At 50.5% G+C, this 26,234-nt stretch carries 21 protein-coding genes; 8 read left to right on the forward strand and 13 right to left on the reverse strand.

Annotated features, from left to right (window positions below; genetic code table 11):
• The first annotated feature begins 219 nt into the window (after positions 1-219).
• Together RDU59_02815 and RDU59_02820 are read left to right on the forward strand one after the other, a co-directional pair.
• A complete protein-coding gene (locus RDU59_02815) occupies positions 220-1,692 on the forward strand; it encodes a hypothetical protein (protein MDQ7837407.1) in 1,473 nt (490 codons plus the stop codon).
• 109 nt (positions 1,693-1,801) lie between these two features.
• Positions 1,802-2,290, forward strand: a complete 489-nt coding sequence (locus RDU59_02820) for a ferredoxin (GenBank protein MDQ7837408.1) — start codon at positions 1,802-1,804, stop codon at positions 2,288-2,290.
• Between the two features lie 391 nt (positions 2,291-2,681).
• On the opposite strand, the gene RDU59_02825 is transcribed toward RDU59_02820, so the two are convergent.
• Entirely contained in the window at positions 2,682-3,065 is a 384-nt protein-coding gene (locus tag RDU59_02825; GenBank protein ID MDQ7837409.1) for a hypothetical protein, read from the reverse strand.
• Between the two features lie 507 nt (positions 3,066-3,572).
• Between RDU59_02825 and RDU59_02830 the strand changes: the two genes are divergently transcribed.
• The 6 genes from RDU59_02830 to RDU59_02855 all read left to right on the forward strand — a co-directional run bounded on the left by RDU59_02830 (position 3,573) and on the right by RDU59_02855 (position 13,757).
• Complete coding sequence (locus RDU59_02830; protein ID MDQ7837410.1) at positions 3,573-5,330, forward strand: carbon starvation CstA family protein; 1,758 nt, start codon at positions 3,573-3,575, stop codon at positions 5,328-5,330.
• Between the two features lie 273 nt (positions 5,331-5,603).
• The gene (locus RDU59_02835) at positions 5,604-6,809 is read left to right on the forward strand and encodes an NHL repeat-containing protein (GenBank protein MDQ7837411.1); all 1,206 of its coding nucleotides are present in this window, start codon (positions 5,604-5,606) and stop codon (positions 6,807-6,809) included.
• Positions 6,810-6,974: 165 nt separating this feature from the next.
• Entirely contained in the window at positions 6,975-8,153 is a 1,179-nt protein-coding gene (locus RDU59_02840) for a hypothetical protein (GenBank protein MDQ7837412.1), read from the forward strand.
• An 82-nt stretch (positions 8,154-8,235) separates the two neighbouring features.
• The gene (locus RDU59_02845) at positions 8,236-9,357 is read left to right on the forward strand and encodes a cytochrome c3 family protein (GenBank protein ID MDQ7837413.1); all 1,122 of its coding nucleotides are present in this window, start codon (positions 8,236-8,238) and stop codon (positions 9,355-9,357) included.
• Between the two features lie 378 nt (positions 9,358-9,735).
• Complete coding sequence (locus tag RDU59_02850) at positions 9,736-12,252, forward strand: TIGR03960 family B12-binding radical SAM protein (protein ID MDQ7837414.1); 2,517 nt, start codon at positions 9,736-9,738, stop codon at positions 12,250-12,252.
• The gene (locus tag RDU59_02855) at positions 12,231-13,757 is read left to right on the forward strand and encodes an Rne/Rng family ribonuclease (protein MDQ7837415.1); all 1,527 of its coding nucleotides are present in this window, start codon (positions 12,231-12,233) and stop codon (positions 13,755-13,757) included. The genes RDU59_02850 and RDU59_02855 overlap by 22 nt, the downstream gene beginning before the upstream one ends.
• A gap of 201 nt (positions 13,758-13,958) precedes the next feature.
• Here the strand turns inward: RDU59_02855 and coaD are convergent, their stop codons facing one another.
• From coaD to ilvN, 12 genes are all read right to left on the reverse strand, one after another.
• Positions 13,959-14,465: a pantetheine-phosphate adenylyltransferase gene (gene coaD, locus RDU59_02860; GenBank protein MDQ7837416.1), complete on the reverse strand. Its 507-nt coding sequence runs from the start codon at positions 14,463-14,465 to the stop codon at positions 13,959-13,961.
• Positions 14,466-14,631: 166 nt separating this feature from the next.
• Positions 14,632-15,216 carry a 16S rRNA (guanine(966)-N(2))-methyltransferase RsmD gene (rsmD, locus tag RDU59_02865; protein ID MDQ7837417.1) on the reverse strand — a complete coding sequence of 195 codons (585 nt, stop codon included), beginning with the start codon at positions 15,214-15,216 and terminating at the stop codon, positions 14,632-14,634.
• A 134-nt stretch (positions 15,217-15,350) separates the two neighbouring features.
• Positions 15,351-16,436 carry a class II fructose-bisphosphate aldolase gene (locus tag RDU59_02870; protein MDQ7837418.1) on the reverse strand — a complete coding sequence of 362 codons (1,086 nt, stop codon included), beginning with the start codon at positions 16,434-16,436 and terminating at the stop codon, positions 15,351-15,353.
• A gap of 69 nt (positions 16,437-16,505) precedes the next feature.
• The gene (locus RDU59_02875; GenBank protein MDQ7837419.1) at positions 16,506-17,531 is read right to left on the reverse strand and encodes an aspartate-semialdehyde dehydrogenase; all 1,026 of its coding nucleotides are present in this window, start codon (positions 17,529-17,531) and stop codon (positions 16,506-16,508) included.
• 311 nt (positions 17,532-17,842) lie between these two features.
• A complete protein-coding gene (locus RDU59_02880) occupies positions 17,843-18,910 on the reverse strand; it encodes a 3-isopropylmalate dehydrogenase (protein MDQ7837420.1) in 1,068 nt (355 codons plus the stop codon).
• A 78-nt stretch (positions 18,911-18,988) separates the two neighbouring features.
• Positions 18,989-19,486, reverse strand: coding sequence for a 3-isopropylmalate dehydratase small subunit (locus tag RDU59_02885; GenBank protein ID MDQ7837421.1), 498 nt, complete (start codon positions 19,484-19,486; stop codon positions 18,989-18,991).
• Positions 19,487-19,620: 134 nt separating this feature from the next.
• Entirely contained in the window at positions 19,621-20,898 is a 1,278-nt protein-coding gene (gene leuC / locus RDU59_02890) for a 3-isopropylmalate dehydratase large subunit (GenBank protein ID MDQ7837422.1), read from the reverse strand.
• A gap of 331 nt (positions 20,899-21,229) precedes the next feature.
• Entirely contained in the window at positions 21,230-22,762 is a 1,533-nt protein-coding gene (locus tag RDU59_02895) for a 2-isopropylmalate synthase (protein MDQ7837423.1), read from the reverse strand.
• Positions 22,763-23,032: 270 nt separating this feature from the next.
• Positions 23,033-23,815 (reverse strand): CDP-diacylglycerol--serine O-phosphatidyltransferase, encoded by a 783-nt coding sequence (gene pssA, locus RDU59_02900; GenBank protein MDQ7837424.1) that lies wholly within the window; start codon positions 23,813-23,815, stop codon positions 23,033-23,035.
• Positions 23,812-24,435, reverse strand: a complete 624-nt coding sequence (locus RDU59_02905; protein MDQ7837425.1) for a phosphatidylserine decarboxylase family protein — start codon at positions 24,433-24,435, stop codon at positions 23,812-23,814. The genes pssA and RDU59_02905 overlap by 4 nt, the downstream gene beginning before the upstream one ends.
• A gap of 31 nt (positions 24,436-24,466) precedes the next feature.
• Positions 24,467-25,468 carry a ketol-acid reductoisomerase gene (gene ilvC / locus RDU59_02910; GenBank protein ID MDQ7837426.1) on the reverse strand — a complete coding sequence of 334 codons (1,002 nt, stop codon included), beginning with the start codon at positions 25,466-25,468 and terminating at the stop codon, positions 24,467-24,469.
• A gap of 193 nt (positions 25,469-25,661) precedes the next feature.
• The gene (gene ilvN / locus RDU59_02915) at positions 25,662-26,147 is read right to left on the reverse strand and encodes an acetolactate synthase small subunit (protein MDQ7837427.1); all 486 of its coding nucleotides are present in this window, start codon (positions 26,145-26,147) and stop codon (positions 25,662-25,664) included.
• Positions 26,148-26,234: the final 87 nt, after the last annotated feature.

The following is a 26,234-nucleotide window of genomic DNA, read 5'->3' on the forward strand; positions in this document are numbered from 1 at the left end:
CGTTAGTCGAAAGCCAGAAAGCTGAAAGCTATCAAACCGTAGGAGCGGCATCCCTGCCGCGACGTGGCTGGGGCGGAAAAATCCGTTAATAGAAGAGTCAGTAGTCAATGGCCAGAGAAAGGACTTTTAGCCACAACGACACGGAGACACGGATAAAATTTTTTTCTCTGCGTGCTCTGCGGTGAAAACACAAAAACGGAGAAAGGAGAAAGGAAAGATATGAAGAAAGGTCTAATAATTATAGCTGTCGCCCTGTTCGTGGCCGCTATGGCGCTGCCGGCTATGGCCGTGGAGGTAAGCATCAGCGGTTACTACCAGGTGCGGGGTTTCTATCAGAGCAATGCTAATCAGGGTATGGTTACGCCGTGGGATGGATCATCCGTACCAGCCGCTGTTGATAATTCTTCGCCAGCGGACGCTGATTACACTGATCCAGGCGATTTTCCCGGCAATTACGGCAGCCCGGAGGCCTGGTGGGATCATTTCCTGTGCATCGAGCCGGTATTCAAGATAACCGACAACCTGAAACTCCATACCGCCATCGGCATTTTTAACAACCAGATGTGGGGAAGCAGTAAGACCAGCGGCGCTTGTTCCTGTGCCGGTGAGGTAGGAGTGGACGCCTTTGGAGCTGATGCCACCAACATCAGTTGGGATGCTGCTTACATCGAATGGGCCACGCCTAATGGTACCCTTATGGTGGGCCGCATGGCCGGCAATTACACCTATTTTACGGGCTGGGCCAACACCGAGATGTGTCTGGACCACATCGAATATACCTCGCCGCTGTGGAACGGCTTCGGTCTGAACGCCTTCATGGAGAAACGGCAGGAAAACAGCGCTACCTCCGGCAACAACGCTGCGGATGAGGACATCGACCGCTATTCGCTGGTCCTCAGCTATGCCCAGCCTTGTTACTCCATCGGCGCGGGCATCAACTACGTCCGTGACCGGAGTGGGTCTGCTACCGGTACTACCTGGAAGGCCGATCAATATGACTACGTCTTCGGCCTGACGGCCAATGACCCGACCAACACCTGGTTCTTCGAGGGCGAACTCATGCTCAATGACGGCGACTATACAGATTACTATGGCGCCACGCAGGACATCGACCGGGGCGGCTGGGGTTACTATGTCAACCTCGGCATGAAAAAGGAAGCGCTCACGGTCGGTGTGGCCACGGCCTTTACCTCCGGCGATGACAATGACAGCGACAGCGACTATGACGTAGGTCCGGCCTCCGGCCTGGACTTCCAGCCGCTCTATATCGTCTATGGTCCATACGGCAACATCCTGAATTCTTCGCTCATGGATACGACGAGGAAGGCCGGTTATTCCAATACCACCGGGGAACAGTTTGGCCTCCCGGGAACTGACGGTGGCGCAAACGATACCGCAACAGGTTCACAGGTCTATTGGCTCTATGCCGACTACCAGGTCAATCCCCAGTTGGCCCTGCACGGCGCCCTGGCCGTGGCCTATGCGGACAAGGTCAACAGCACTCTCTACCAGGACGACAAGTTCGGCACCGAGTTTGATTTGGGCCTGAAGTACCAGATCATGAGCAATCTGGCCTATGAGTTGCACTTCGGCTACCTGTGGACGGGCGACTTCTTCAAGGGTGCGAGCGCTAACAATTACAACACGGATGACGTCTATCAGATCGACCACAGCCTGACGCTGAGCTTCTAGGAAAACAGGAGACAGAATAGGATTTTTCACCGCAAAGACGCGGAGGACGCAAAGGAAGATATAATTTTTCTCTGCGTTCTCCGCGCGCTCTGCGGTGAAATTTTTTGTAATGGACATGCCGAAACGTCTTTATATAGACCCGAAGGAATGCAAGGCCTGCGGCGCATGTGAGGAGATATGCCCGGAGGTCTTCAGGGTCGATGAAAATCTCGGGTATGCCCAGATACTGGATTTAGAGACGTATCCGGAAGACAAGATCAACGAGGCCATTGTTGCCTGCCCGGGCCGCTGCATTGACTGGAATGAATCAAAGGATGCCGAAAATCCCCCTGTATCCCCCTTTTCCAAAGGGGGAAGTAATAAGATCCCCCCGTTAGTAAAGGGACAAACTAAAACCCCCCTTTTGCTAAATGGGCAAGCTAAAATCCCCCCTTTAACAAAGGGGGGCGAGGGGGGATTTTCAGGTGACAACGAATACTTTTGTCAGAAATACCAGGAACCCATCAAGACAAAGCCGCCGGCCTGTCCCCATCCCCTGGATTACTGTCAGTTCAGGTCTTCCTGCCCGGTGCATTTCTTAGAGAAGGAGCGTAGTTAATTTACATCCGAAAACTCCGGTTTACTGGATGCAGCGGTCAGCAGTCAGCTATCAGCTTTCAGCTTAAGCTGTTGTTTGTCTTATTTTTTACTGACGGCTAAACGCTAAAATCCCCCTCAATCCCCCTTTTCCGAAGGGGGAAGTGTCTCTCCTCCCTTTGAAAAGGGAGGTTGGGAGAGATTTAAGAATACTCTCTCAACCAACTAAAATGACACAAGAGAGGCGCTTGCAAAACTGCTTGTCATCCCCGAATGCCTCTATCGGGGATATGGTTTTTAAGGCAGTTAGAACCAGATTACCGCTCAGAATCGCTACGGGAATGACAGAATGGAGGCTTTTGCAAGAAACTCTCAATTTATTGATATTCTTATTTTCTCTGTGTGCTCTATGGTTAATCCTCCCCCCCGCCGGTCCCGATTTTTTTCCTCAATCGCCGGTCCGCATCTATTATTTGCCTTACATCATCACCAGTTATCTCCCAGGAATACTTTCCCTTCGCATCGCGCCTCAGACGTATGCGGAGTTTGCTGTCGGCCTTGGATTGTTTTCCGTCACGTTTGGATATTTCATTTGAAAATCCCCCTGTATCCCCCTTTCCCAAAGGGGAACCTAACATATTCCCCCCCTTACTAAAGGGGGACGAGGGGGGATTATTCTCATCGGCCTTCGCTGATGGGCCTGCAATGGGATTGGCCCTCTCGTCTGAAGGGCTGCAATTAAAACTAGCCAGTGACAGGAGGAGGATTATACCTATATGTGCCAATAACCTTAGCATGTTCCTGTGGCCAACTCCTGGGGCATACATATCGTTTATTATCGGTAAGGATGCCGGTGGACTGAAATATCTGCTAGCTTTCAACAGCCCGAAATGCTACAGGTTCTTAGATTTGGAACTCAGAAACTCATGAAGAAAAATGCGTTCTATTCCTGATTTCTTGATTTCCAGATTCATTTAAGTGAGCCTCTTACAAAACTCCATTTTTTGTCATTCCCGCAACGCTTTTGAGCGGGAATCTGGTTTTTAAACCCGTATCCGTCCCCGAGTGCCTGTATCGGGGATAAAGGCATTCGGGGATGACAGACAATAGAATCGCTCGGAGATGTTTGGATTACCCACTTGAAATGAGAAAGAACCTAAAAATATGTTTTTTTTCTTTGCGCCCTTTGCGCCTTTGCGGTGAAAGGAGAAAATCAATTTTATATTGGCAAAAAGGGAAGTTAGGGCTATCTTGTACGCATTTTTGAAACAGGATAACCCATTTTAAAGGGGGGCAAGGCACGGGTGAACGTCTTATTTTATCTTCTAATCAGTCTTATAGCTTTTTTTCTGGCTTACAGGTTCTATGCCGGACGCATTGAACGCATTCTTGGCGCCAGCGATGAAAATGAGCCGCCGGCAGTTGCCTATTATAACGGTATAGACTATGTGCCTACAAAACCTTCCGTTGTATTCTCCCATCATTTCGCCTCCATAGCCGGGGCCGGCCCTGTTATCGGCCCGGTGGTGGCCTTAGTTTATGGTTTTGCCCCGGCCTGGGTATGGATCGTGGCCGGTACAGTTTTCTTCGGCGCCGTGCATGATTATACGGCCCTCTTTGTCAGTATGCGCGAAAAGGGGCGCTCTATGGCGGAAGTGGCCCGCATATCCATGGGTAATGCCGGTTTTGTGCTGTTTATTCTTTTTACTCTTACTATGGTCTTCCTGGTGACCGGCGCCTTTCTCAGACTCACGGCCACGGCCTTGACCTCGGTAGTTGACCTTGATGTGATCGGGTTGGATAAAAACCAGACCATTCTGCGCACGGTGACGGATGCAGGAACAGGGACGGTGCAAGGGGCTATCGGGGGTATTGCCTCTACCTCAGTTATCGTTATTACCTTCATGGCCCCTGCAATCGGGTATCTGCTTTATAAGAAAAAGATTAAGCCAGGCCTGGCTGCCGTATTGGCCTCTTCCGTATGCCTTTTTTCCGTGCTGACAGGCTTTAAATATCCTTTGAGCCTTTCGCCTGACCACTGGATGCTCATTCTTTCCTTGTATGCCCTGGTAGCCGCGGGAGTTCCGGTCTGGATCATCCTTCAGCCACGGGACTATATTAACTCTTTCATCCTTTATGCCGGGATCGTGCTTCTTACCGTGGCTATCGCCATAGGAGGGTTTTCAGGCCTGGCCGTCGGCGCGCCGTTAATAAACGTGGAGATGGGCGCAGCAAAACTTGGTTTGATGTGGCCGGTTCTTTTCATCACCGTGGCCTGCGGGGCCATATCCGGGTTTCATGCCCTGGTGTGCGGCGGCACCACTTCCAAACAGTGCGCCTCTGAGAGTGACGCTAAAAAGATAGGCTATGGCGCTATGCTGCTGGAAGGACTTCTGGCGGTCATTGTCCTGGTGGTGGTAGCCAGCAGCCTGACCCATAGCGATTATCTACGCATCGTCTTCCCGGATGACCCCGGCGCGCGCAGCAACCCCGTGCTGGCCTTTGCCCTGGCCACCGGCCGGATCATGCATGGTTCTCTAAACATGCCGGTTTATCTGGGGACTATCTTCGGTATCCTGCTGGTAGAGGGATTCCTGGCCACTACCCTGGATACGGCGGTGCGGTTGAACCGCTATCTTTTCGAGGAGTTATGGGGGGTTATATTTAAGCGAGTCCCCCGGCTTTTAAGGTCGTATCTCTTTAATGCCGGACTGTCCGTGGTCATAATGTATGCCCTGGCCTATAAACAGGCGTTTTTTATCCTGTGGCCGGTTTTTGGCACGGCCAACCAGCTCCTGGCCGGGCTGACGCTTATAGCGGTTAGTATCTGGTTTATGCGCCAGGGTAAAAAAGTCGGCCTTATCACCCTGATCCCGGCCTCATTCATGATGATTACCACCATCTTTTCGCTTTTTTATCTTTTACTTAAGAAGGACGGTTACCTGGTCACGGGAAACTATGTGCTGGCCCTTGCCGATCTTTGTCTTATAGCGCTGGCCATAGGCGTGGTATTTGTGGCTATGCGGACGAAGCTTGACAGGGTACCTCAAAAAGAATATTAATTAGTTCCCATCCGAAAAGTCAAAATTTTCGGATGGAGCGGTCAGCATTCAGCTATCGGCATGAAGCCGGTCCACCGTTCACTGTTGACCGTTTACCGAAAGAAAATGTCGAACAACGGTTAACGGATAACAAACATGCTGACGGCTGAATGCTGACCGCTGAGAGCTTTCATTCGGAAACGGTAGTTTTCGGATGAACACTAATCTGCCGTCAGCTATCAGCCTTCTTGCCCGTCAGAGACGGACGGCTACAGGGGGACAGGACACAAGGGAATGAATGCCTCCAGAAAAAGCGAGAATTATCTTTTTCTTTGTGTCTTTGTGTCCTTGTGGCTAAATTTTCTCTTTTTTATCCCTCATTTTTCTTCCTCTCTTAGTTACGCCCAGGCCGGACCTTTTCCAAAGGACAAGATAGTCTATGTAGGCCAGATTACACAGGACGAAGAGGGAAAATTTATTTCCTATCCCTCTTATGTCTATGTGGACCCTGTTAAGCGCGAGGTTTATATTATTGAAGGCCGGGGCCGCATTTTGATCTACAATGCCAGTTTTTTCCCCTTATTTACATTAGATAAGAACTACGGCATTGAGAGCCCGCAGGGGGTGATGATAGACGCCCGCGGCTATCTATGGGTAGCGCAGGGGGCGGGACCGAATAACCGGCGCGGCCGTATCTCGCTCTTTGACCCTTGTCTTAAATGGATGCGGGACATATATTTTAGCGGGTTTATAGGGGCGGAGGAATTTATCCCGTATCGATTAGCTGAAAATAGCCGCGGGGAAATATTTGTTATCGGCACTTACAGCCCGGCAGTCGTCATCCTGGACAGTTTCGGTAATTTTCAGGGGACTTTTTTTCAGGAGGAAGAGGGGGAAGGCCAGAAGAAGAGGGTGGCGGTCAATGATGTCCTGATCGGCCCGGACGACCGCTTATATCTGTTAAGTGAAGAGACCAGCCATGTCTATGTCTATGATGCCGACCGTAATTTCCTCTTTAAATTCGGTCAGAAGGGCGGCAGCACCGGCAAGATGAGCCGGCCGCAGGGCATCGGGCTGGACAAACGGACCGGGATTTTTTTTATCGTCGATTACATGCGCCATGTGGTGACGGCTTATGACCGCAAGGGCGGGTTTATATTTGAATTTGGCGGCTTAGGATGGGGAGAGGGATGGCTGCAATATCCCAAGGACATCACGGTGGATGAAACCGGTCGGGTTTTTATAGCCGATTTGTTTAATAACCGTGTGCAGGTGTTACAGGTTATAGAGCAGGTTTTACCGGAAAAAGCGGCAGAGGAAGTAGAACCGGTAGGGCCGGAAGGGGTCGAGGTCCCCGGAGAACAGGTTAAGGCGCCGGAGCCGGCCGGAGCCGTAGAAAGTAAGGGCGTAACATCCATACCGCCGGTGCCGATAAGCGAGACAGAGCCTAAAAAGAGTGAACGCATGGAAACCGGCACGGAAGGGGAAGCAGGCAAATAAGAGCTGGGTGATAGTTCAAAGCTGAAAGCTGGAAGGCTCAAGGCAAAAAGTAATGACCGGTTCAAATGGATTTTGGAAAAACATTTTTAAAACTAATGTTATAGGCACAATCTGCCGATAAAATAAATGGTAAGGTTCAAACTCTGAGGGGCTTTATCTAATCAGATGAAAGATACCTTAATCACACTTGCAATATGTATCTTCTTGACCACAAATCCGGTATATGCCGGGACTTATCTTGATTCAGCCCACGGGAATACCTCTTACGGTGTAAGCCGAACGAGCACTTCCTCCGTCTATACCAAGGGGCACTGCGCCCACTGCCATGAGCAGCACGCCAGTATTGAGGGTGTGGAACCAGACCCTACCGGCGGGCCTGATAAATGGCTGGTCTTCACCACCCTGTATACTGATCAGGATACCGGGCTCTGTCTCAGCTGCCACGCCGGCAGTTCCAGCCAGGTAGGCATGCCCAACCAATACACCTTCAGTTACAAATTCGGAGGGGACACCAGTCTTACCTGTCCAAGCAGCATCGCACAGGCGTTCAGCTTTATCACAGAAGGCGGCGTGCCCCAATCAACCTGCGGCTCCACCACGGGCTCTTCGCATCAGCTGACGGCAGTGAGAACGTTTTTGAAGAGCAAGTGGGGATTCGGCGCCACAAACCCCAAGGTGAATCCGTGCTCCGGGTGCCACAATCCGCACAGGGCGCAGAGGCATAGCTACCCGTCGGGGAGCGCAGGCACGTCTCCGCTATCCCGGCCCACCACGCATGACGGTGACTGGAATGTGTACGGCGCCGCCACGAACGAACGGATGAGCAACTACGTCTATCAGGCCCCTTACTCTTCCGGTTCCGCAACGACCTATGAGCCTGACGGTACGGTTACCTTGGACGGATCCAATATGCCGGATTATGTGACGTTTTGTACGGACTGCCACAATGCCTCTTACAGCACCGGCCAGATGACAAGCTCGCAGAAATCCCAGTTCGCAACCGTCGGTGCACAGCCGTACATCAGGAGCCCGAACTGGACTACATCCCCGCACGGGCAGGCCGATGCCAGTATGGACGCCACGAAAAGAAAGGCTCCCTACACAGCAGACAAGAATTATGTCCTTTCCTGTACTGATTGCCACGAGGCCCATGGCAGCCCCAACCGCATGCTCATCCGCAAGGAAATAAACGGCTCAAGCGTCGTGACCTTTGATACCTGGAATGATCGAGACGGCTGGTTCACGGTCTGCCAGCGCTGTCACACCATCGACAGCGGCCACAAGGGCTCCAATCCGTGCTATGTGTGCCATCAGCACGACACAAGCTGGTTCAAACCTATCTAAAGAGGGGAGACAATGGCAAGATTATCGCTCTATATAGGGTTTGGGAAATTTTAAAATAAATATTCAAGAGACGGTCCGTTCCATGGAACTCAAGCGGCATAACGTAAAAATACTACAAATAATCATTATATATATTGCGGCATTGATCGTAGTAATCCCAAATCTATCCCACGCCAAGGTCACCGGCGTCTGTTACAACTGTCATACCATGCACAACAGCCAGGGCGGCGCGTCCATGGCCCAGGAATATTCTTCCGGGAGCGGCGGGTTGACAGGGGATTCCAGCCCAAACCCGTGTCTGCTGTCTTATGACTGCGTTGGTTGTCATTTTTCCAGTACGGCCAATACCATTGTAAGTAATACCCCCGTAGTTCTGAATAGCGCCGCCCCTGCTTCTCCTCTGGCGGGGGGTAATTTTTATTGGGCTGTGAATACTGGCGATAAATATGGTCACAATGTGTATGGAATTAAGGCTCAGGAAGGCTCGCCGATGGATGCACCTCCGGGCTTCAAGGCAAGTGCTGGCACGCCCAGTGGCTACGGAACCGGGCCGGCCTCATGGGCCACTCAGCTTAACTGCGCCGGTGTGTATGGCTGTCATGGCGATCGCACCCAAGGTGCAACGGCGGATACCGTCGTAGAGGCCATGAAAGGGGCGCATCATGCTGATGACAGCGCCATAGATGGCACCAGTACAGGCAAAAGTTACCGGTTTCTAAGGGGCGTAAACGGTGTAGAGTTAAATGCTACTGGTTATAAATGGGAACAGACGGCCGATTCCACCCATCACAATGGATACAAGGGCGGGGCCACACCCGGAACCACGACGGACGGCATCAGTTACTTATGCGGCACCTGTCACGGAAATTTTCACGGGCACGCAAATCTCGGAGGTTCCACACAGGTTGGTTCTTCTTCGCCGTGGTTCAGGCACCCTACGGATTTTGCATTTAGTGGGGTAGAAGGCGGCTACGCCGGATCAGAATACGATGATTATACAAGTTACTCGACTACAACGCCGGTAGCACTGTCCACGCCATCGACATCGACTTCAACCGTTGACAGCACAAGCATGGTTATCTGCCTTTCCTGTCACCGTGCCCATGGATCGCCGAATTACAAGATGATCCGCTGGGATTATAAGAGCGCCACACTTTCGACGGCCCTGAGCGGCTGTAATGTCTGCCACACCTCAAAAAACTAAGCAATCAGCCGTCAGCTATCAGCTTTCAGCTCTGCAAAGGAGAACTATTGAAGCTCCCCGCAGCAAGCTGCGGGGAATCTCCGTATGCAAGGTAAAATGCATCGTATTCGCTCGCTAACCCCGCCGCAAATAGCGGGGAATGCGCTCGCTATGCATGTTCAGGCACTTCCTCCGGTTCTTTCAAATCCCCCTTAACCCCCCACCACCAGCCCTCAGTGCATTTTGTTGCTAAACCGGCCATTTTCTGATACCTTATCACAACATTCACCGCAAAGGCGCAAAGAGCGCAGAGCTAAATAAAAAATTTAATATAAGCTTTCAGTTATCAGCCCTAAGCTGCTGGCTGACCGCTGATAGCTATTAAAAAGGAATCCTGATTTGTCCTACCCCTTCCTGACACAGGTGAGAAAACCCGGCCGTTACCTGGGCACTGAGATAAATGCCGTCCGCAAAGACTGGCAGAAGGCCAGGGTGCGCCTGGCCCTTATCTTTCCGGATCTGTATGAAATAGGCATGTCCCACCTGGGATTATCCATCCTTTATCACATCGTAAACAACCATGCGGACTTCCTGGCCGAACGGGCCTTTGCCCCGGACCTTGATCTGGAGGAACTGCTCCGCCGCGAGGATTATCCGTTACTTTCTCTTGAATCACAAAGGCCGCTCCGGGAATTCGACATCTTAGGGTTCACGCTGCCCTATGAGCTTTGTTATACGAATGTGCTTACCGTATTAGACACAGCCGGCATCCCCTTCTATGCCCGGGAGAGAGATGAAAATTATCCACTGGTCATCGCCGGCGGGTCATGCGCGGTAAATCCAGAACCGGTGGCCGATTTCTTTGATGCCATCCTGATCGGTGATGGTGAGGAGGCCATAATTGAAATAGCCGATGCTTATTCCCGCTGGAAAGAAGGCGCAGATGGCAAAGATAAGCTTTTAGAATTATTGGCCCGGATTGAAGGCGTCTATATACCGTCTTATTTCAAGATGTCCTATGGCCCGGAAGGAAATATCTGTGCTATCGAATCACTCAGGGCGGGCTATGCAAAAGTCTCACGCCGGATAGTGAGCGATCTCGACCAGGCCCGGTATCCTGTGAGACCCGTGATCCCGCATACAAAACCGGTCCATGACCGTATCAGCCTGGAGATATCACGCGGCTGTGCGCGCGGCTGCCGTTTCTGCCAGGCGGGCATTACCTACCGCCCTGTCCGCGAAAGGCATCCTAAGACTATTCTCCGGATCGCCGAAGAGACCCTAGCTGCCACCGGCCATGAGGAGCTTTCCCTTCTCTCGCTCAGCACGGGAGATTATGTAAATCTGGAGGCGCTTATAAAGGCCCTTATGAATCGCTATTCCAGTGAACAGGTGGCCATATCTCTTCCCTCCCTGCGCGTGGGAACCCTTACCCCTGAGATCATGGCCGAGATAAAACGGGTCCGTAAAACAGGTTTTACACTTGCCCCGGAGTCCGGCACCGCCAGGCTTAGGGCCGTCATTAATAAGGATATCTCGGAAGAAGACCTCCTGGCCACGGCCAGGGAGGCGTTTCAGGCCGGGTGGAACCTTTTAAAACTCTATTTCATGATTGGGCTACCGACCGAAACTTATGAAGATCTCGATGGCATAGCTGACTTGGCCAAACGGGTGTTGGCCTGTGGTCGCCACACCGGCAGGCGCTGCCAGGTCAACGTGGGCATCTCTACCTTTGTCCCCAAGGCGCATACCCCGTTCCAATGGGAGGCCCAGATAGGCATCGAAGAGAGCTGGCAGCGGCTGGATTATATCAAAAACGCCCTGCAAAACCGGAGGATTCAGGTCAAGTGGCATGACCCGCGGCAAAGTTTGCTGGAGGGCGTCTTCTCCAGGGGTGACCGCCGGTTGGCAGCCCTTATAGAACGCGCATACCGGCTTGGTTGCCGGCTCGATGGCTGGGGAGATCAATTCCGGTTTTCTCTCTGGCAACAGGCCGCAGCCGAAACCGGCCTGGAGCTGGAATCTTATATAAGAAAACGGGGCATTAACGAAATATTGCCCTGGGAACATATAGACTCTCTCGTAGATAAGGAATTCCTGATAAAAGAAAAAGAGAAGGCTGTCCATGGTGAAACAACAGCGGATTGCCGGAAGGATGGGTGTGTCCTTTGCGGCGTCTGCGACGGGAAAGGGAGAGTTCTCCGGCTTGCAGAGCCGTTTCAGGATAGTTTCACCCCGTCAAAACGCCTGGAATCCACAGAGACAACGCGCATAAGGATTTACTACGGTAAACTGGAACTGGCGCGGTTCCTTAGCCATCTGGAAATAACGCGCATTTTCAGCCGGGCGCTGAAGAGGGCCGGCATTAATCCGGCCTATTCTAAGGGATTTCATCCCATGCCGAAGATGTCTTTTAGCTCTGCCCTGCCGGTTGGGACGGAGAGTGTGGCTGAATATGCAGACGTAACGACGGTGGGGCCGATTAGACCGGACGATCTGGCTTCTCGTCTGCAAAAAGAGATGCCGGAGGGCCTTATTATCTACGGCGCGGGAAAAGCGCTTACAATTGCCACTGCCGAAACAAGCTATTACCGGATACGGTCAGATAATGCCGTCTTTACGACCGGTCCGATACAGCGCTTCCTCTCAGCGGAAAGCTTCCCGATAGAACAGAAAAGAAAAGATAGCACACGGCGGGTGGATATAAAACCGCTGGTGAAGACCCTGCAATATATCGATGCCCGGACTATCGCCCTATCCCTAGCGAACCATCAAAAAGTCGGGGCTAAGCCGACAGAAATAGTGGAGTCTATCTTCAATCTTTCCGAAGAAGAACTAAAGAATCTTCATATACTGAAATTGCCGGATAATCCCGTAGCGGAAGGAAATTCTTTATGCCTGCAGAACTCATTATAAATGCCTCACCTTATGAGACCCGCGTTGCCCTGTTGGAAGGCGGCCTAGTTGTCGAGTTCTATGTGGAACGCAGCCTGGAAAAAAGTATTATCGGTAACATATATAAAGGCCGGGTTACTCGGGTCTTGCCGGGGATGCAGGCTGCCTTTGTGGATATAGGGCTGGAGCGGACAGCCTTTATCCATGCAGCCGATATCTATAATCAGGTAACCGAGTACGAGATGATGATGCTTTCTCGAGATACAGAGAGTGAAACGGCGGGAGAATTGCCGGAAAAAGATACAGAATATCACCCGCCGGCCTCGTTGAACATCGAAGACCTTTTACACGAAGGTCAAGATATAATAGTCCAGGCATCCAAAGAGCCTTTAGGGACCAAGGGGGCCCGGCTGACTTCCTATGTTACCTTGGCCGGCCGTAATTTAGTGCTCATGCCCATGACCGAGCATGTCGGCGTATCCCGTCGTATCGAAGACGAGGAGGAGCGAAAACGCCTCAAAGACATCATTGAGGCCGTTAATCCGGCTGGCGTCGGTTTTATAGCCCGTACAGCCAGCGAGGGTGTGGATGTCGCCAAGCTACAGGTCGAGATGGATTTTCTAATTAGAATGTGGGGTAATCTTCAGAAAAGGACCGCTTCCGCATCGGTTCCCTCGCTCATATACGAAGATCTGGATATTACCCTGAGGGCCGCACGTGATCTCTTCGCAAAGGAAGTAGATCGCTTGATTATTGATTCACCGGAAGAGCACCAGAGAGTGCTTACTTTCATGGAAACATTTGCTTCCCATCTGAAACCCTCTATAGAGCTTTATACAAACATCACGCCCATCTTCGATGCCTATGGTATTGAAGTAGAAATGGCCCGGGCACTGGAAAAAAAGGTCTGGCTGAAATCCGGCGGTTATATAGTAATCGAAATGACGGAGGCCCTGACGGCTATCGACATTAACACCGGACGTTTTGTGGGAAAAAGAAACCTGGAAGAAACCATCCTCAAAACCAATCTGGAGGCAGTAAAAGAGGTTGCCTATCAGCTGCGACTGCGTAATATAGGAGGCTTAATCATCATCGATTTTATTGATATGAAAAGGGAAAAGCATCGTGAAGAGGTCTTTAATGCCCTGCGTGAAGCCCTCCGCAAAGACAAAAGCAAGACCACTATATTGAAAATGTCCGAGTTAGGATTGATTGAAATGACACGCAAAAGGACACGGGAAAGCCTGGGCCGGCTTCTTTGTGAACCTTGCTTCTACTGTGACGGCGAGGGATTTCTGAAATCAAGACGAACTATCTGTTATGAGATATTCAGAAAGATTGAAAGAGAATCCGCTGATGTAATAGCCCCGGGTGTCACTATCTCCGTTCATCCGGATATAAGTGAGATGTTTCTAAACGAAGAAGCGAGACAGATCGAACTTCTTGAGCGGAAAATAAAGAAACAAATTACTATTCAGTCCCACTCAGACCTGCATCTGGAGCAATACAAGATATCTTATAGTTAGTGCTCATCCGGAAACTATCGTTTCCGTCTTCACGCTTTCAGAGATCCGCTGTCAGCCGTCAGCATGTTTGTTATCCGTTAACCGTTGTCCGACATTTTCTTTCGGTAAACGGTCAACAGTGAACGGTGGACCGGCTTCATGCCGATAGCTGAGTGCTGACTGCTCCATCCAGAAAACCTAGGTTTTCTGGATGGAAAATATTTAGGATATCTTAAATTTCTCCTTCAACCGGCGGCAAGCCACATCCGGGACTAACCCTTCTACTGATCCCCCCAAGCTTGCTACTTCCCTGATCATGGTAGAGCTGATAAAGATCCAGCGGAACCCGGTCATGAGAAAGACAGTTTCAATATTACGGTTGAGCCGGCGATTCATCAGGGCCATCTGAAATTCATAATCGAAATCCGAGACAGCCCGCAGCCCGCGCACAATAACATTGGCCTGACAGTTGGCTACATAATCTACGAGGAGACCGGTAAAGGTATCGATCTCTATCCGTGGATTTTCATTAATAGTCTCCCGGATTATCTCCACGCGTTCTTCAATTGTAAAGAGGGGCTTTTTAGTCGGGTTTACGGCTACGGCAATAATAACCCGGTCAAACATATTGAGTGCCCGGTTGACTACATCAATGTGACCGTTAGTTATAGGATCAAACGTCCCGGGATAGACGGCAACGACCTCTCCCACGATTCTATGCTTACCCACCTGCTTCCCCCCGTCCACATCAAAAGATTAACCACAGAGTACACAGGGCGGCATAGCCGCAACCAAAGAAGTTCACGGTTCCGAGTTCCACGTTCACGGTTTTTTAACCCTGAACTTTGAACCGTGAACTTTAAACTTTGCACTTTGAACTTATTAATACCCTAAATCATTTCTCTGTGTTCTCTGTGGTAATTTTTTTTCCTTCTTTCTCAAAAAAATAGACCGCAGTTCGGCCATAAACTCTTTTTTCATCCTGTATCTGAAAACCGGCAGGGGAAGATAAAACCTCTGCCTTATCGCATTCCACCACCACTACCCCATCCGGTTTCATTAAATTACCCCGGGCCAGCAACTCCAGCGTTTTCCGGGCCATGCCTTGGCCGTAAGGAGGGTCCATAAAGATTACATCAAAAAGGAGTCCGGGCTTTTCCAGAAATCCCAGGCCATGTAGCGGATTTTTCTGGAAGACTCGTCCTTTTTCGGAAAAACCGCAGAGCAAGAGATTCTTTTTGATGGTCTCAATGGCATAGGGATGGTGGTCAATAAAAACTGCCTCTGACGCCCCGCGGCTTAAGGCTTCAACACCCAAGGCACCCGTACCGGCAAAGAGGTCCAACACCCGGGCTTCATCCCAGTCCTGGTTCAGGATATTAAAAATAGCCTGCCGAATCTTGTCGCTGGTAGGCCGGATCCCTTTTCCTTTTATCGGCGCTAGGTTCCGTCCTTTAGCCGTACCGGCAATAATACGCAATTATGCCTCTTCATGGGTAGTGTCCGTTTGATACCGTCACTGGTCATCAGTCATTGGTTGAGTTTGGAAGATTGAGCTCTTTTACCAGTGACAAATGACGTTCACTATAAAAACGGACCACGGACACTACTTCTTTATGAAAGCCCTTCGATGACTATGGAGGCCGTACCTACCGCCCGGAATGCGGTTATAAGCTCTTTGGCCTCTTCGTAAGCCATATCTTCGATCATCTTCTTATTTTCGGACGGTATATTATCTATCTTTTGTTTAAATGGCTTGGTGGCCATCTTTATATCTTTGTTATTCTCTCTGGCCCAGGCCCTCATTTCCTCCATTAGACCGGCTGGCAGTCCTTTATGGGCAACATTCTGCCACTGGGTGCCCACGTTGCCCTTGCGAATACCATAATCAGCAAAACGGCCCATCAGATGCAGCGGAGTGCCGGTAATCCCATGCTGAGCAATTACTACCCCGTCCCCTTTAACGGCCTCGTAGATATGACCGGTGCGCTCCAGATCGATAAATATCTTCTCTCCTTCCAGATAATTACCATGCTTGGAGCCATTGTTAATAGCCAGCATATCCGGGCGCACACCAGTGGCCTTAAGGCCGGAAATAAAGGCTACGGCCTCTTCCATCGTGGTCAACATGGCCTCCTGGCCGGCAGACTTTATCTCCCCCACCTCCACCTCAAGACCGATACCCTGGTCAATAATGGGCCGGGCCAGTTCGGCAGTAATACGGATGTTATCCGGCAATTCATTAAAAGAGGCATCTACAGCAAATGAGGTGTATCCGGCGGCCAGTTCTGCTGCAATGAGCCGGCGGGCCGATTCGATCTCTTTATCCGAGGTGTTTTTGACGGTGATATGGTCGCCATGGATGAAAAAAGGCCGGGTAAAATTTCTCTCTTCTGCATAGCCGGTAACCGTAGTAAAATAGGTCTCAGGGTCCTGACCGGTATAACCGCCGTCTATATGGCCCTCGCTCTTGGCCAGCTCAAAAGCCACCACAGCGTCCAACTCTTCGGCCGCCCGCATAATCCCGGGGATGACATGTTTGATGCGCGTGTTACAGGCCATAACAATAGCCTTTTTATCTTTAAGCACCCTTAAGATGTCCTTAGAGTTTAACAGGCATACCTTGTTTCCCTTGCCAAGTCTCCCGATCACATAAGATGGCCTTTGGGCCAAAACTTTGTCCGCAGCTGGAAGTGCCATAACCATGCCTCCTTTGGCGCTCTAGGGGTACTAACTAAAACTTATCCGGCGACTTAAGATCAGTCCCTCCTACAAATATTTTTCAATCAATATCTCCGCTATCTGCACTGCATTTGTAGCTGCCCCCTTACGGATGTTATCAGCGACAACCCACATATTAATTCCATTGGCAATCGACTCGTCCTCGCGAATCCGGCCTACAAAGGTCTCATCACGCCCGGCAGCATATATAGCTAAAGGATACAGATTTTGGGCAGGATCGTCAATTACTACTACACCAGGGGTTTTTTTCAGAAGCTCTTTGACGTTGTCCGCCGTGATCTTTTTTTCCGTCTCGATATTTACAGACTCTGAATGTCCCCAGAAGACAGGCACGCGGACTGTAGTGGCCGTCACCCGGATGGAATCATCACCTATGATCTTTCTGGTCTCGTTGACCATCTTCATTTCTTCTTTGGTATAGCCATTGGGCAGGAAAGAGTCGATATGCGGAAGACAGTTAAAGGCGATCTGGTGCGGATATACCGACCGGGGCATTTCCTTTCCGGCTACATAAGCGCGCACTTGTTCTTCCAGCTCCGCAATAGCCTTCTGCCCGGTCCCGGATACCGCCTGGTAGGTTGACACTACGATACGTTTAATCCCGGCTACATCATGGATTGGCTTAAGGGCCACCACCATCTGGATGGTCGAACAATTTGGATTGGCAATAATGCCTTTTTTCGTGTACAGGCCAACATCACCGGGATTGACCTCCGGTACCACCAGGGGAACATCCGGGTCCATGCGAAAGGCGCTTGAGTTATCCACCACCACCGCCCCGGATGCCGCAGCCGCCGGGGCAAATTCTAAACTCCGTGCCGCCCCTGCGGAAAATAGGGCGATATCTATCCCTTTAAAGGAATCCCTGGTCAACCGGTCCACCGGTACCTTATGCCCCTGAAAGGTCAACTCCTTACCTACAGACCGTTCTGAGGCCAGGAGACGAACTTCATCCACTGGGAATTTTCTCTCCTCCAGCACCTTAATCATACACTGACCAACCGCCCCGGTGGCCCCGGCCACCGCTACGTTGTATTTAGCCTTTTTGCCCATGGTCGTCACTCCTTTTGCAATAATTCTAAGCGATCAGCTTTCAGTAAAAACAAAAAAGTCTCCATAGTTAATTAGTAACACTTTAGGTGTTTGAAACAGTCCTACATTCAGAAAAGGCTATTAATCTGGAACTCAGAAAATCAGGAAAAGATAAACCCTCTTTATTTGGGTTTGTACTTCCCTGAGTTCCTGATTTCCAGATTTGATATGTTTCTTTGCACTTTTTATCATCCATTTTCAAAACGCTAACTTGTTGCGATAATTATTGTTTTTTATCTTGCGGATCGCTGACGGCTGAGGGCTAAACGCTTTTACGGCTTCGGCAAGGCCGACACAACCAGATCGCCCACCTCGGTAGTAGTATAACCCATCTTGCCGGCAGCCAGGCTCTTCAGCCTTGTCACGATCTCCTTAATGCCAATTTCTATAGCCCGCGCTGCCTTCTCTTCGCCCAGATTATCCACCATCATCTGCCCGGCCGCTATAGCCGCCAATGGATTAATGACATTCTTCCCGGTGTATTTGGGCGCTGAGCCGCCGATAGGCTCAAACATGGATACACCGCCGGGATTTATGTTTCCGCCTGCGGCAATGCCCATGCCGCCCTGGATCATGGCCCCCAGATCAGTAATTATATCACCAAACATATTATCAGTTACAATGACATCAAACCATTCCGGGTTCTTGACCATCCACATACAGATAGCATCTACATGGGCATAATCCGTTTGAATATCCGGATATTCTTTAGCTACCTCATGGAAGGTCCGCTCCCATAGATCGAAGGCAAAAGTAAGCACGTTTGTCTTGCCGCACAGGGTCAATTTGCGGCGCTTGTTGCGATGCCGGCAAGAGTCAAAGGCAAAGCGGATGCAGCGTTCTACGCCCTTCCTGGTATTTATGGACTCCTGTACGGCCACCTCATCCGGCGTCCCCTTTCTCAGCACCCCGCCGGCGCCGGCATAAAGCCCTTCCGTATTTTCGCGCACCACCAGGAAATCAATATCCTCCGGTCTTTTATCTTTAAGGGGCGTATCCACCCCCGGATAGAGGATAACCGGCCGGAGGTTTATGTACTGATCCAGGGCAAAACGGAGTTTAAGTAAAATACCCTTTTCCAGGATGCCGGGCTTGACCCCCGGGTGCCCGATAGCGCCCAGATAGATGGCCTGAAAGCCTTTTAACTCCTCAATAGCCGTATCCGGCAGGGTCTCGCCGGTACGCAGATAACGCTCTCCACCAAAATCAAACTCCGTAAAATGGAACGCCATGCCATACAAGTCCCCAGCCGCCTTAAGGACTTTGATCCCTTGGGCAACAACCTCAGGACCGGTGCCGTCCCCCGGAATAATTGCAATGTTATAGTTTCTGGTTCCCATAATAGGTATCTATCTCCTTTTGATTCAGCCGCAGAAAGTACTTTAAAAACTTTTCTCTGCGTGCTCTGCGGTGAAAAATTAAGCCTTTTTCACCTTCTTCATAATATGCGAAATGAGGCCGCCATCTCTCAGCAATTCCTGCATAAAGGGAGGAATCGGCTGGGCCGCAAATGAAAGCCCCTTCCCCGCGATAGAGATTTTCCCCGAAGCCACATCTATCTCTATGGTATCGCCTTCCTCTACGGCGTCAACCACTTCCGGACATTCGAAAATTAGAAGCCCCATATTGAATGCGTTCCGGAAAAAGATGCGGGCAAAGCTCCTGGCTACCACACAGCTCAGGCCACAACCTTTAAGGGCAATGGGGGCGTGCTCCCGCGAAGACCCGCAGCCGAAGTTTCTTCCGGCCACTATAATATCCCCAGGCTTTACTTTCTGTGCAAACGATGGATCTTTATCTTCCATACAATGCCTGGCCAATTCTCTGGGGTCAAACGTAGTCAGATGTCTGGCCGGTATAATCACATCGGTGTCAATATTATCGCCGAATTTCCAGACCTTGCCTGTTAGTTTCATTTTTTCTCCTCAGCCACAGAATGTAGGAGACAGAATTCATGAGTCAGAAGACTCGATACCGGAGGATCCAATCTTTTTAATTCCTTCTGTATTTTGAATCCTAACTCTTTTTTATCTCTCTGTGTGCTCTGTGGTTAATCTTTTGGTATTACCCCGAGTTCTTCCGGCCCGCCTATGCGGCCCAAAACAGCCGATGCCGCGGTTACCGCCGGATTGGCCAGATAGACCTCGCTCTCCGGATGGCCCATGCGGCCGACGAAATTCCGGTTAGTTGTGGCTATGGCCCGTTCGCCCTTAGCCAGAATGCCCATGTGCCCGCCTAAGCAAGGACCGCAGGTAGGCGGACTTATGATGCCGCCCGCCTCCAGGAAGATATCGAAAAGCCCTTTATGCATGGCCTGCCTGTAAATCAGAGGCGTAGCCGGAATAACGATCAGGCGTACATGCGGAGCAACCTTCCGCCCTCGAAGAACATGGGCTGCAACCTCCAGATCCTCCAAACGGCCATTGGTGCAAGAACCGATTACCGCCTGATCGATGGGCACATTTCCCACATGGGAAATGCCCCTGGTATTTGACGGCAGATGCGGGAAAGCTACCTGCGGCTCAATCTTTGAGACGTCGTACTCAATAGTCTCGACATACGTGGCATCTTTATCACTGGCATAAAACCGGTGCTTTCTCCGGCTGCGGCCACGCACGTACGCCTCTGTGCCCTTATCCGGCGCTATGATCCCGTTTTTGCCGCCCGCCTCAATGGCCATATTAGCCATAGTAAAACGGTCAGCCATGGGCAGATTGTCTATGGCTTCTCCGGTAAATTCCATGGCACGGTAAAGGGCGCCATCCACGCCGATCTGCCCGATGGTATATAAAATAAGGTCCTTGCCACAGACAAAAGGCGGGAGTTTCCCATGATAAATGAATTTCATGGACTCCGGGACCTTGAGCCAGACCTTGCCGGTAATCATCGCAGCCGCCAGATCGGTGCTTCCCACGCCCGTGGCAAAGGCCCCCAGTGCGCCATAGGTGCAGGTATGGCTATCCGCACCGATAACGATATCCCCGGGCAAAACCAGCCCTTTTTCCGGCAAAAGGGCGTGCTCAACCCCCATCTCGCCCAGCTCAAAGTAATTTACTATGCCGAACTCCTTGGCAAAATCGCGCAGGATTTTGACCTGAGTGGCGGCCTTTATATCCTTGTTCGGCACAAAGTGATCGGGAACCATGGCTATCTTCTCCCGGTCGAATACGGATTTAACCCCGGCTGATCGCACTATATCAATAGCCAGAGGGGCCGTAATGTCATTACCCAAGGCCATATCGATTTGGACCTCAATGAGCTGGCCTGGTTTGACCTCAGCCAGTCCCGCCCCCTGGGCCAGTATCTTCTCTGTAATAGTCATACCCATATCCCTATACCGCCTTCCTTTAATAAAAAGGACAGATCAAGTTATGACCTGCCCTTTGTAGCCGGAATTTGTAACTATTCAGCCACTAAGACACCAAGACTAAGATTATTCGTAACACTTTAGGTGTGTTAAACAGTCCTACATTCAGAAAAGGCTATTAATCTGGAACTCAGAAAATCAGGAAAAGATAGACCCTCTTTATTTGGGTTTGCACTTCCCTGAGTTCCTGATTTCCAGATTTGATATGTTTCTTCGCACTTTTTATCATGCCTTTTCAAAACGCTAAATTGTTACGATAATTCTTTTGTGTCTTGGCGCCTTGTTGGCAGTCTTAATAAAGCGACTTGACCGGATTTCTCTTGAGATATTCCAGTCTGTTTAAGGCGTTCAAATAGGCCTTGGCGCTGGCTATAATAATGTCTGCATCTGCCCCTTGGCCAATAACCACCTGACCATCTTCCTCCAGCCGCACGGTAACCTCTCCCTGGGCATCCGTGCCCCCGGTGATGGAGTTCACCGAAAAACGGAGCAGCTTTGCCTTAACACTGGTTATCTTGGTAATGGCATTAAAAGTCGCATCAATCGGGCCAACCCCGAACTCGGCCTCCTGCTGAAGCTCCCCGTCAATGTCAATCTGAACTGTAGCCGTAGGAACAGCCTCAGTTCCGGTAACTACTCCCAGATAGACCAATTGGTACTTATCTTTACCTCGAAATATCTCGTCCGTAATCAGGGCCTCGATATCGTCATCGAAGACCGTCTTCTTCTTATCTGACAGGTCCTTAAATCTTTCGAAAACCCGGTCTATGTCGGCCTCTCCCAGCTTATAGCCAAGCTCTTTCAGTTTCTGCTTAAAGGCATGCCGGCCGGAGTGTTTCCCCATCACCAGGCTGCTCTTAGCCAAGCCAATGGCACAGGGATTCATAATCTCGTAGGTGGTCCGTTCCTTTAACACACCGTCCTGATGTATCCCGGCCTCGTGCGCAAAGGCATTCGCCCCCACTATGGCCTTGTTGGGCTGAACGGGTATGCCGGTAATCATGGTAACGAGCCGGCTGGAGGCACAGATGTGCTCGGTAACTATATCCGTTTGCACTTTCAGGGCATCCGCCCGCGTCCGGATAGCCATGACCACTTCTTCCAAAGCGGCATTGCCGGCCCTCTCGCCTATGCCGTTTATGGTCACCTCTACCTGACGCGCCCCATGGGCTATAGCGGACAGGGAATTGGCTACCGCCAGACCGAGATCATTATGGCAATGCACACTTAACCGGGCCTTCTCTATACCCGTGGTATGCTCCATGACATATTTAATCTTTTGCCCGAATTCATCCGGTACAGCATATCCGACGGTGTCCGGGAAATTGAGAACCGTAGCCCCTGACTTTATCACCGAGGCAAAGACCTTGCAGACAAAGTCCAGGTCACTACGCGAGGCATCTTCGGCGGAAAACTCCACGCTGTCCGTAAAACGCCGGGCGTACTTTACCGCCTCTGCCGCCATTTTTAACACTTCTTCCCGGCTCTTTTTCAGCTTATACTTAAGATGGATATCCGAAGTGGCAAGAAATATATGGATACATGGGTACTTGGCTGCTTTAAGGGCCTCTGCAGCCCGGTCGATGTCTTTGGTATTGGCCCGGGCCAGGGCCGCCACCTGGATATTTTTTACCTCCTTGGCCACGGCTTTTACGGCTTCAAAATCGCCCCTGGAAGACACGGGAAAGCCCGCCTCTATGATATCCACATTTAATTTTTCCAGTTGATGCGCTACGCGCACCTTCTCGCTGATATTCATACTGGCGCCGGGCGATTGCTCACCATCTCGCAAGGTCGTATCAAAAATAAAAATCTTATCCTTCATGATCTTACCGTATTGCCAAAAAATCAGCTATTAGCCTTCGGCTCTCAGTTATTTATTCACCACAAACCACGCAGAGTTAGAAAAATCAAAATTAACCTAACCTCTTGTACTGTGCTATTGACTAATAACTTTCAGTCATCATCTGCGTTCGAACTGTTCGACACGTTCAAGTTGTTCGAGTCATCCAGTTGTTGAACGTTTCGAACGCCGAACGTTCTGACGTCTTCTGTCCTGTATTCTGAATTTTGCCCCCTGCCCCATCACTATTATCTACCCTGCCTGGTGGGTTTGGCCTTGTTCGGCCAGGAGTTTTTCCGCTTTCCGGCGGCGGTAAAGGGCTACAAAAAGGACAGGCCCAGAAGCAACATAGAGCGCCGTCAATATAAACAGGGTGATATGGGGCTCCATAGCTATAACCATTATGAGCAGGATGGCCGCTACCAGGACATGAAAAGGTTTTTTCTGAAAGAGTTGCGAACTTTTAAGACTATGATAGGGTACAGTGCTGACCATAAGATAAGAAAGGATATATATCATTATGAGCACACCCGGATGCTGAAACGTTCCCGTACTGCCTGATAATTCGTGATGCAGTAAAACACTCGTAGCTACCAGGGCGGCGGCGCTCGGACAGGGAAGGCCGTTAAAATAGCGGCTGTCAATGTTGTTAACCTGGGTGTTAAACCGGGCCAGCCGCAATGCGCACGTTGCCACATAAAGAAAGGCCGCCAGCCAGCCCAGGCGGCGATAAGGCTGCAACGCCCAGAGAAATGCCAGAATGGCCGGGGCTACGCCAAAGGCCACAAGATCCGAAAGGGAATCGTATTCCAGCCCAAACCGGCTGGTTGTCCTGGTCAAACGGGCGATTCTGCCGTCCAGCATGTCAAAGACACAGGAGATAAGGATGGCCACGGCGGCCGTGTAATAATGGCCTCCAATAGCGGAAATAATGCTATAAAACCCGCTAAACAGGCTGGCCGTCGTAAAAAGATTGGGCAGGATATAGATGCCCCGTCTCCTCTTATCCCTCTTCTTTTTCCTTCTCCTAATCATGTCAGATACCCCAAAACAGTCTGACCAGCCACAACGCGCTGGTCTATCTCTACTTCTATCTGGGTGCTTAAAGGTAGATAAATATCAAGACGTGACCCAAAACGGATCATGCCAAACCGCATCCCTTTCCTTACCTTATCGCCATTTTCCGCCCAGCAGACAATGCGCCGGGCCAGCACACCGGCCACCTGAACGACGACCATGCGCCGGTCATCCTCTACCTCGAGAAAAACAGCGTTATTTTCATTCTCAAAACTGGCCCGAGCCTGATCAGCGGCCAGAAATTGCCCGGCCTGATATCGTATCTCCTCCACCACGCCGTCATACGGTATGCGATTGACATGGACGTTGAAGATATTCATAAAAATACTGATCTTCAAAACCTGCCCATGTAAGAACCGTTCATCGGTCACCTTTTCAATCAGTATGACCTTGCCGTCTGCCGGAGAGACCACGGCGCGCGGATCGTCTGGGACCACCCTCTCCGGATCCCGGAAAAAATACAGGATAAAGATGCCTGCCGCCCAAAAAAATACCGAGACGATAACCCAATTTAATAGCGCTGCCAGCAGCGCCGTAAAGGCGGCGATAAAAATGAACGGATAACCTTCTTTGGCCACAGGTATTCCGGGCTGCAACATCAGCTAATGCCTATTTCTTCTTCTTTTCCTGCAGCCAGCTCATCATGGCCCGCAGGCGTTCGCCGACTTCTTCTATAGGGTGTTCTGCCTCCCTGCGCCGTAACGCATTGAATACCGGCCGGTTGGCCTTGTTCTCCAGTATCCAGTCCCGGGCAAAGGAGCCGTTTTGTATCTCCTCAAGGATGCGCTTCATTTCCCGCCGCGTCTCATCGGTAACGATTCTTTTGCCGCGGGTCAAGTCGCCGTATTCGGCAGTGTCACTGACCGAATAGCGCATGTAGCGGATACCCCCCTGATAGAAAAGATCAACGATTAATTTCAACTCGTGCAGACACTCAAAATAGGCAATCTCCGGCTGATAGCCGGCCTCGACCAGGGTCTCAAATCCGGCTTTTACGAGTTCTGTTACTCCGCCACAGAGGACGACCTGCTCCCCAAAAAGATCGGTCTCTGTCTCTTCTTTAAAGGTGGTCTCGATAACTCCGGCCCGTGTGGCGCCTATACCTCTGGCGTAAGTCAGGGCTGTTTCCATCGCCTTACCACTGACGTCCTGATGAATAGCCACCAGAGCAGGAACACCAGCCCCTTTTTCATACTCCGAGCGGACGAGATGTCCCGGGCCCTTAGGCGCAACCATAACCACATCAATATCCTTGGAAGGCGTAATCTGCCCATAGTGGATATTAAACCCATGAGAAAAAACCAGGGTTTTTCCTTTTTTAAGGTGAGGCAGGACATCCTTTTCGTAAAGCATGGCCTGGATGTGGTCCTGGGTTAGTATCTGAATAACATCCGCCTCTTTACTGGCTTCGGAAGCGCTAACCGGTTTAAATCCATGTCTTACCGCCAGATCGTAATTAGCCGAACCCGGCCTTTGCCCCACTATAACGTTAAGCCCGCTATCGCGCAGGTTCTGGGCCTGGGCGTGCCCCTGGCTGCCATAGCCGATGACGGCTATTTTTTTGTTTTTAAACTTTTTCAGGTCCGCATCTTTGTCATAATAAATCCGCATCCAACTTCCTCCCTTATCTAGTGTTCATCCGGAAACTAACGTTTCCGGCTTCACGCTTTCAGCGATCAGCGATTAGCTGTCAGCAAAAACCTAAGACAAACAACATATTAAGCTGAACGCTGATAGCTGAGTGCTGATTGCTCCATCCGGAATTTTTGGGCTTCCGGATGAAAACTAATGCCGTTCAGTATAACTACGGCATCTTTTTGCTGCGTGGCATGGCAATGGTTCCGGTACGGGCCACCTCTTTTATCCCCAGCGGTCTTAACAATTCCAGTACCGCCTTTATCTTGTTTTCATCACCGGTGAGTTCAATAGTATATTCCCTCGGGCTGACATCCACAATCTTGCCCCGAAAGATATCCGCCATGCGCAGAACCTCGGCACGAGTATTTCCTTCTGCCTTAACTTTAACCAGAACCATCTCCCGTTCTACAAAATCCCCTTCACTTACATCCACTACCTTGAGCACATTGATCAATTTATTCAACTGCTTGTTGATCTGCTCAATAATTTGTTCGTCACCCCGGGTCACTAACGTTATAAGGGATAACTCCGAGTCCAGAGTTTCAGCCACGCAAAGGCTCTCGATGTTAAAACCCCGGCCGCTAAAGAGCCCTGCCACTCGCGAAAGAACGCCGGGCTTATTTTCAACCAGAACCGAAAATGTATGTTTCATGAGTAATCTCCCGTTTTTTTAACTAGGACGCAGATTTTCGCGGATACCCGCAGGAAATATTTTCTATAGTTAACATTTTGATAATCT

Source organism: Thermodesulfobacteriota bacterium (genome assembly GCA_031082315.1).
Classification (GTDB): Bacteria; Desulfobacterota; QYQD01; order QYQD01; family QYQD01; genus QYQD01.

Excerpts from the sequence above, each read along its gene's own strand:
- RDU59_02815 (MDQ7837407.1), top strand. The coding sequence starts at position 220 with ATGAAGAAAGGTCTAATAATTATAGCTGTCGCCCTGTTCGTGGCCGCT.
- RDU59_02820 (MDQ7837408.1), top strand. The coding sequence starts at position 1,802 with ATGGACATGCCGAAACGTCTTTATATAGACCCGAAGGAATGCAAGGCC.
- RDU59_02825 (MDQ7837409.1), bottom strand. The coding sequence starts at position 3,065 with ATGCTAAGGTTATTGGCACATATAGGTATAATCCTCCTCCTGTCACTG.
- RDU59_02835 (MDQ7837411.1), top strand. The coding sequence starts at position 5,604 with ATGAATGCCTCCAGAAAAAGCGAGAATTATCTTTTTCTTTGTGTCTTT.
- RDU59_02840 (MDQ7837412.1), top strand. The coding sequence starts at position 6,975 with ATGAAAGATACCTTAATCACACTTGCAATATGTATCTTCTTGACCACA.
- RDU59_02845 (MDQ7837413.1), top strand. The coding sequence starts at position 8,236 with ATGGAACTCAAGCGGCATAACGTAAAAATACTACAAATAATCATTATA.
- RDU59_02855 (MDQ7837415.1), top strand. The coding sequence starts at position 12,231 with ATGCCTGCAGAACTCATTATAAATGCCTCACCTTATGAGACCCGCGTT.
- RDU59_02870 (MDQ7837418.1), bottom strand. The coding sequence starts at position 16,436 with ATGGCACTTCCAGCTGCGGACAAAGTTTTGGCCCAAAGGCCATCTTAT.
- RDU59_02875 (MDQ7837419.1), bottom strand. The coding sequence starts at position 17,531 with ATGGGCAAAAAGGCTAAATACAACGTAGCGGTGGCCGGGGCCACCGGG.
- RDU59_02880 (MDQ7837420.1), bottom strand. The coding sequence starts at position 18,910 with ATGGGAACCAGAAACTATAACATTGCAATTATTCCGGGGGACGGCACC.
- RDU59_02885 (MDQ7837421.1), bottom strand. The coding sequence starts at position 19,486 with ATGAAACTAACAGGCAAGGTCTGGAAATTCGGCGATAATATTGACACC.
- leuC (MDQ7837422.1), bottom strand. The coding sequence starts at position 20,898 with ATGGGTATGACTATTACAGAGAAGATACTGGCCCAGGGGGCGGGACTG.
- RDU59_02895 (MDQ7837423.1), bottom strand. The coding sequence starts at position 22,762 with ATGAAGGATAAGATTTTTATTTTTGATACGACCTTGCGAGATGGTGAG.
- pssA (MDQ7837424.1), bottom strand. The coding sequence starts at position 23,815 with ATGATTAGGAGAAGGAAAAAGAAGAGGGATAAGAGGAGACGGGGCATC.
- ilvC (MDQ7837426.1), bottom strand. The coding sequence starts at position 25,468 with ATGCGGATTTATTATGACAAAGATGCGGACCTGAAAAAGTTTAAAAAC.
- ilvN (MDQ7837427.1), bottom strand. The coding sequence starts at position 26,147 with ATGAAACATACATTTTCGGTTCTGGTTGAAAATAAGCCCGGCGTTCTT.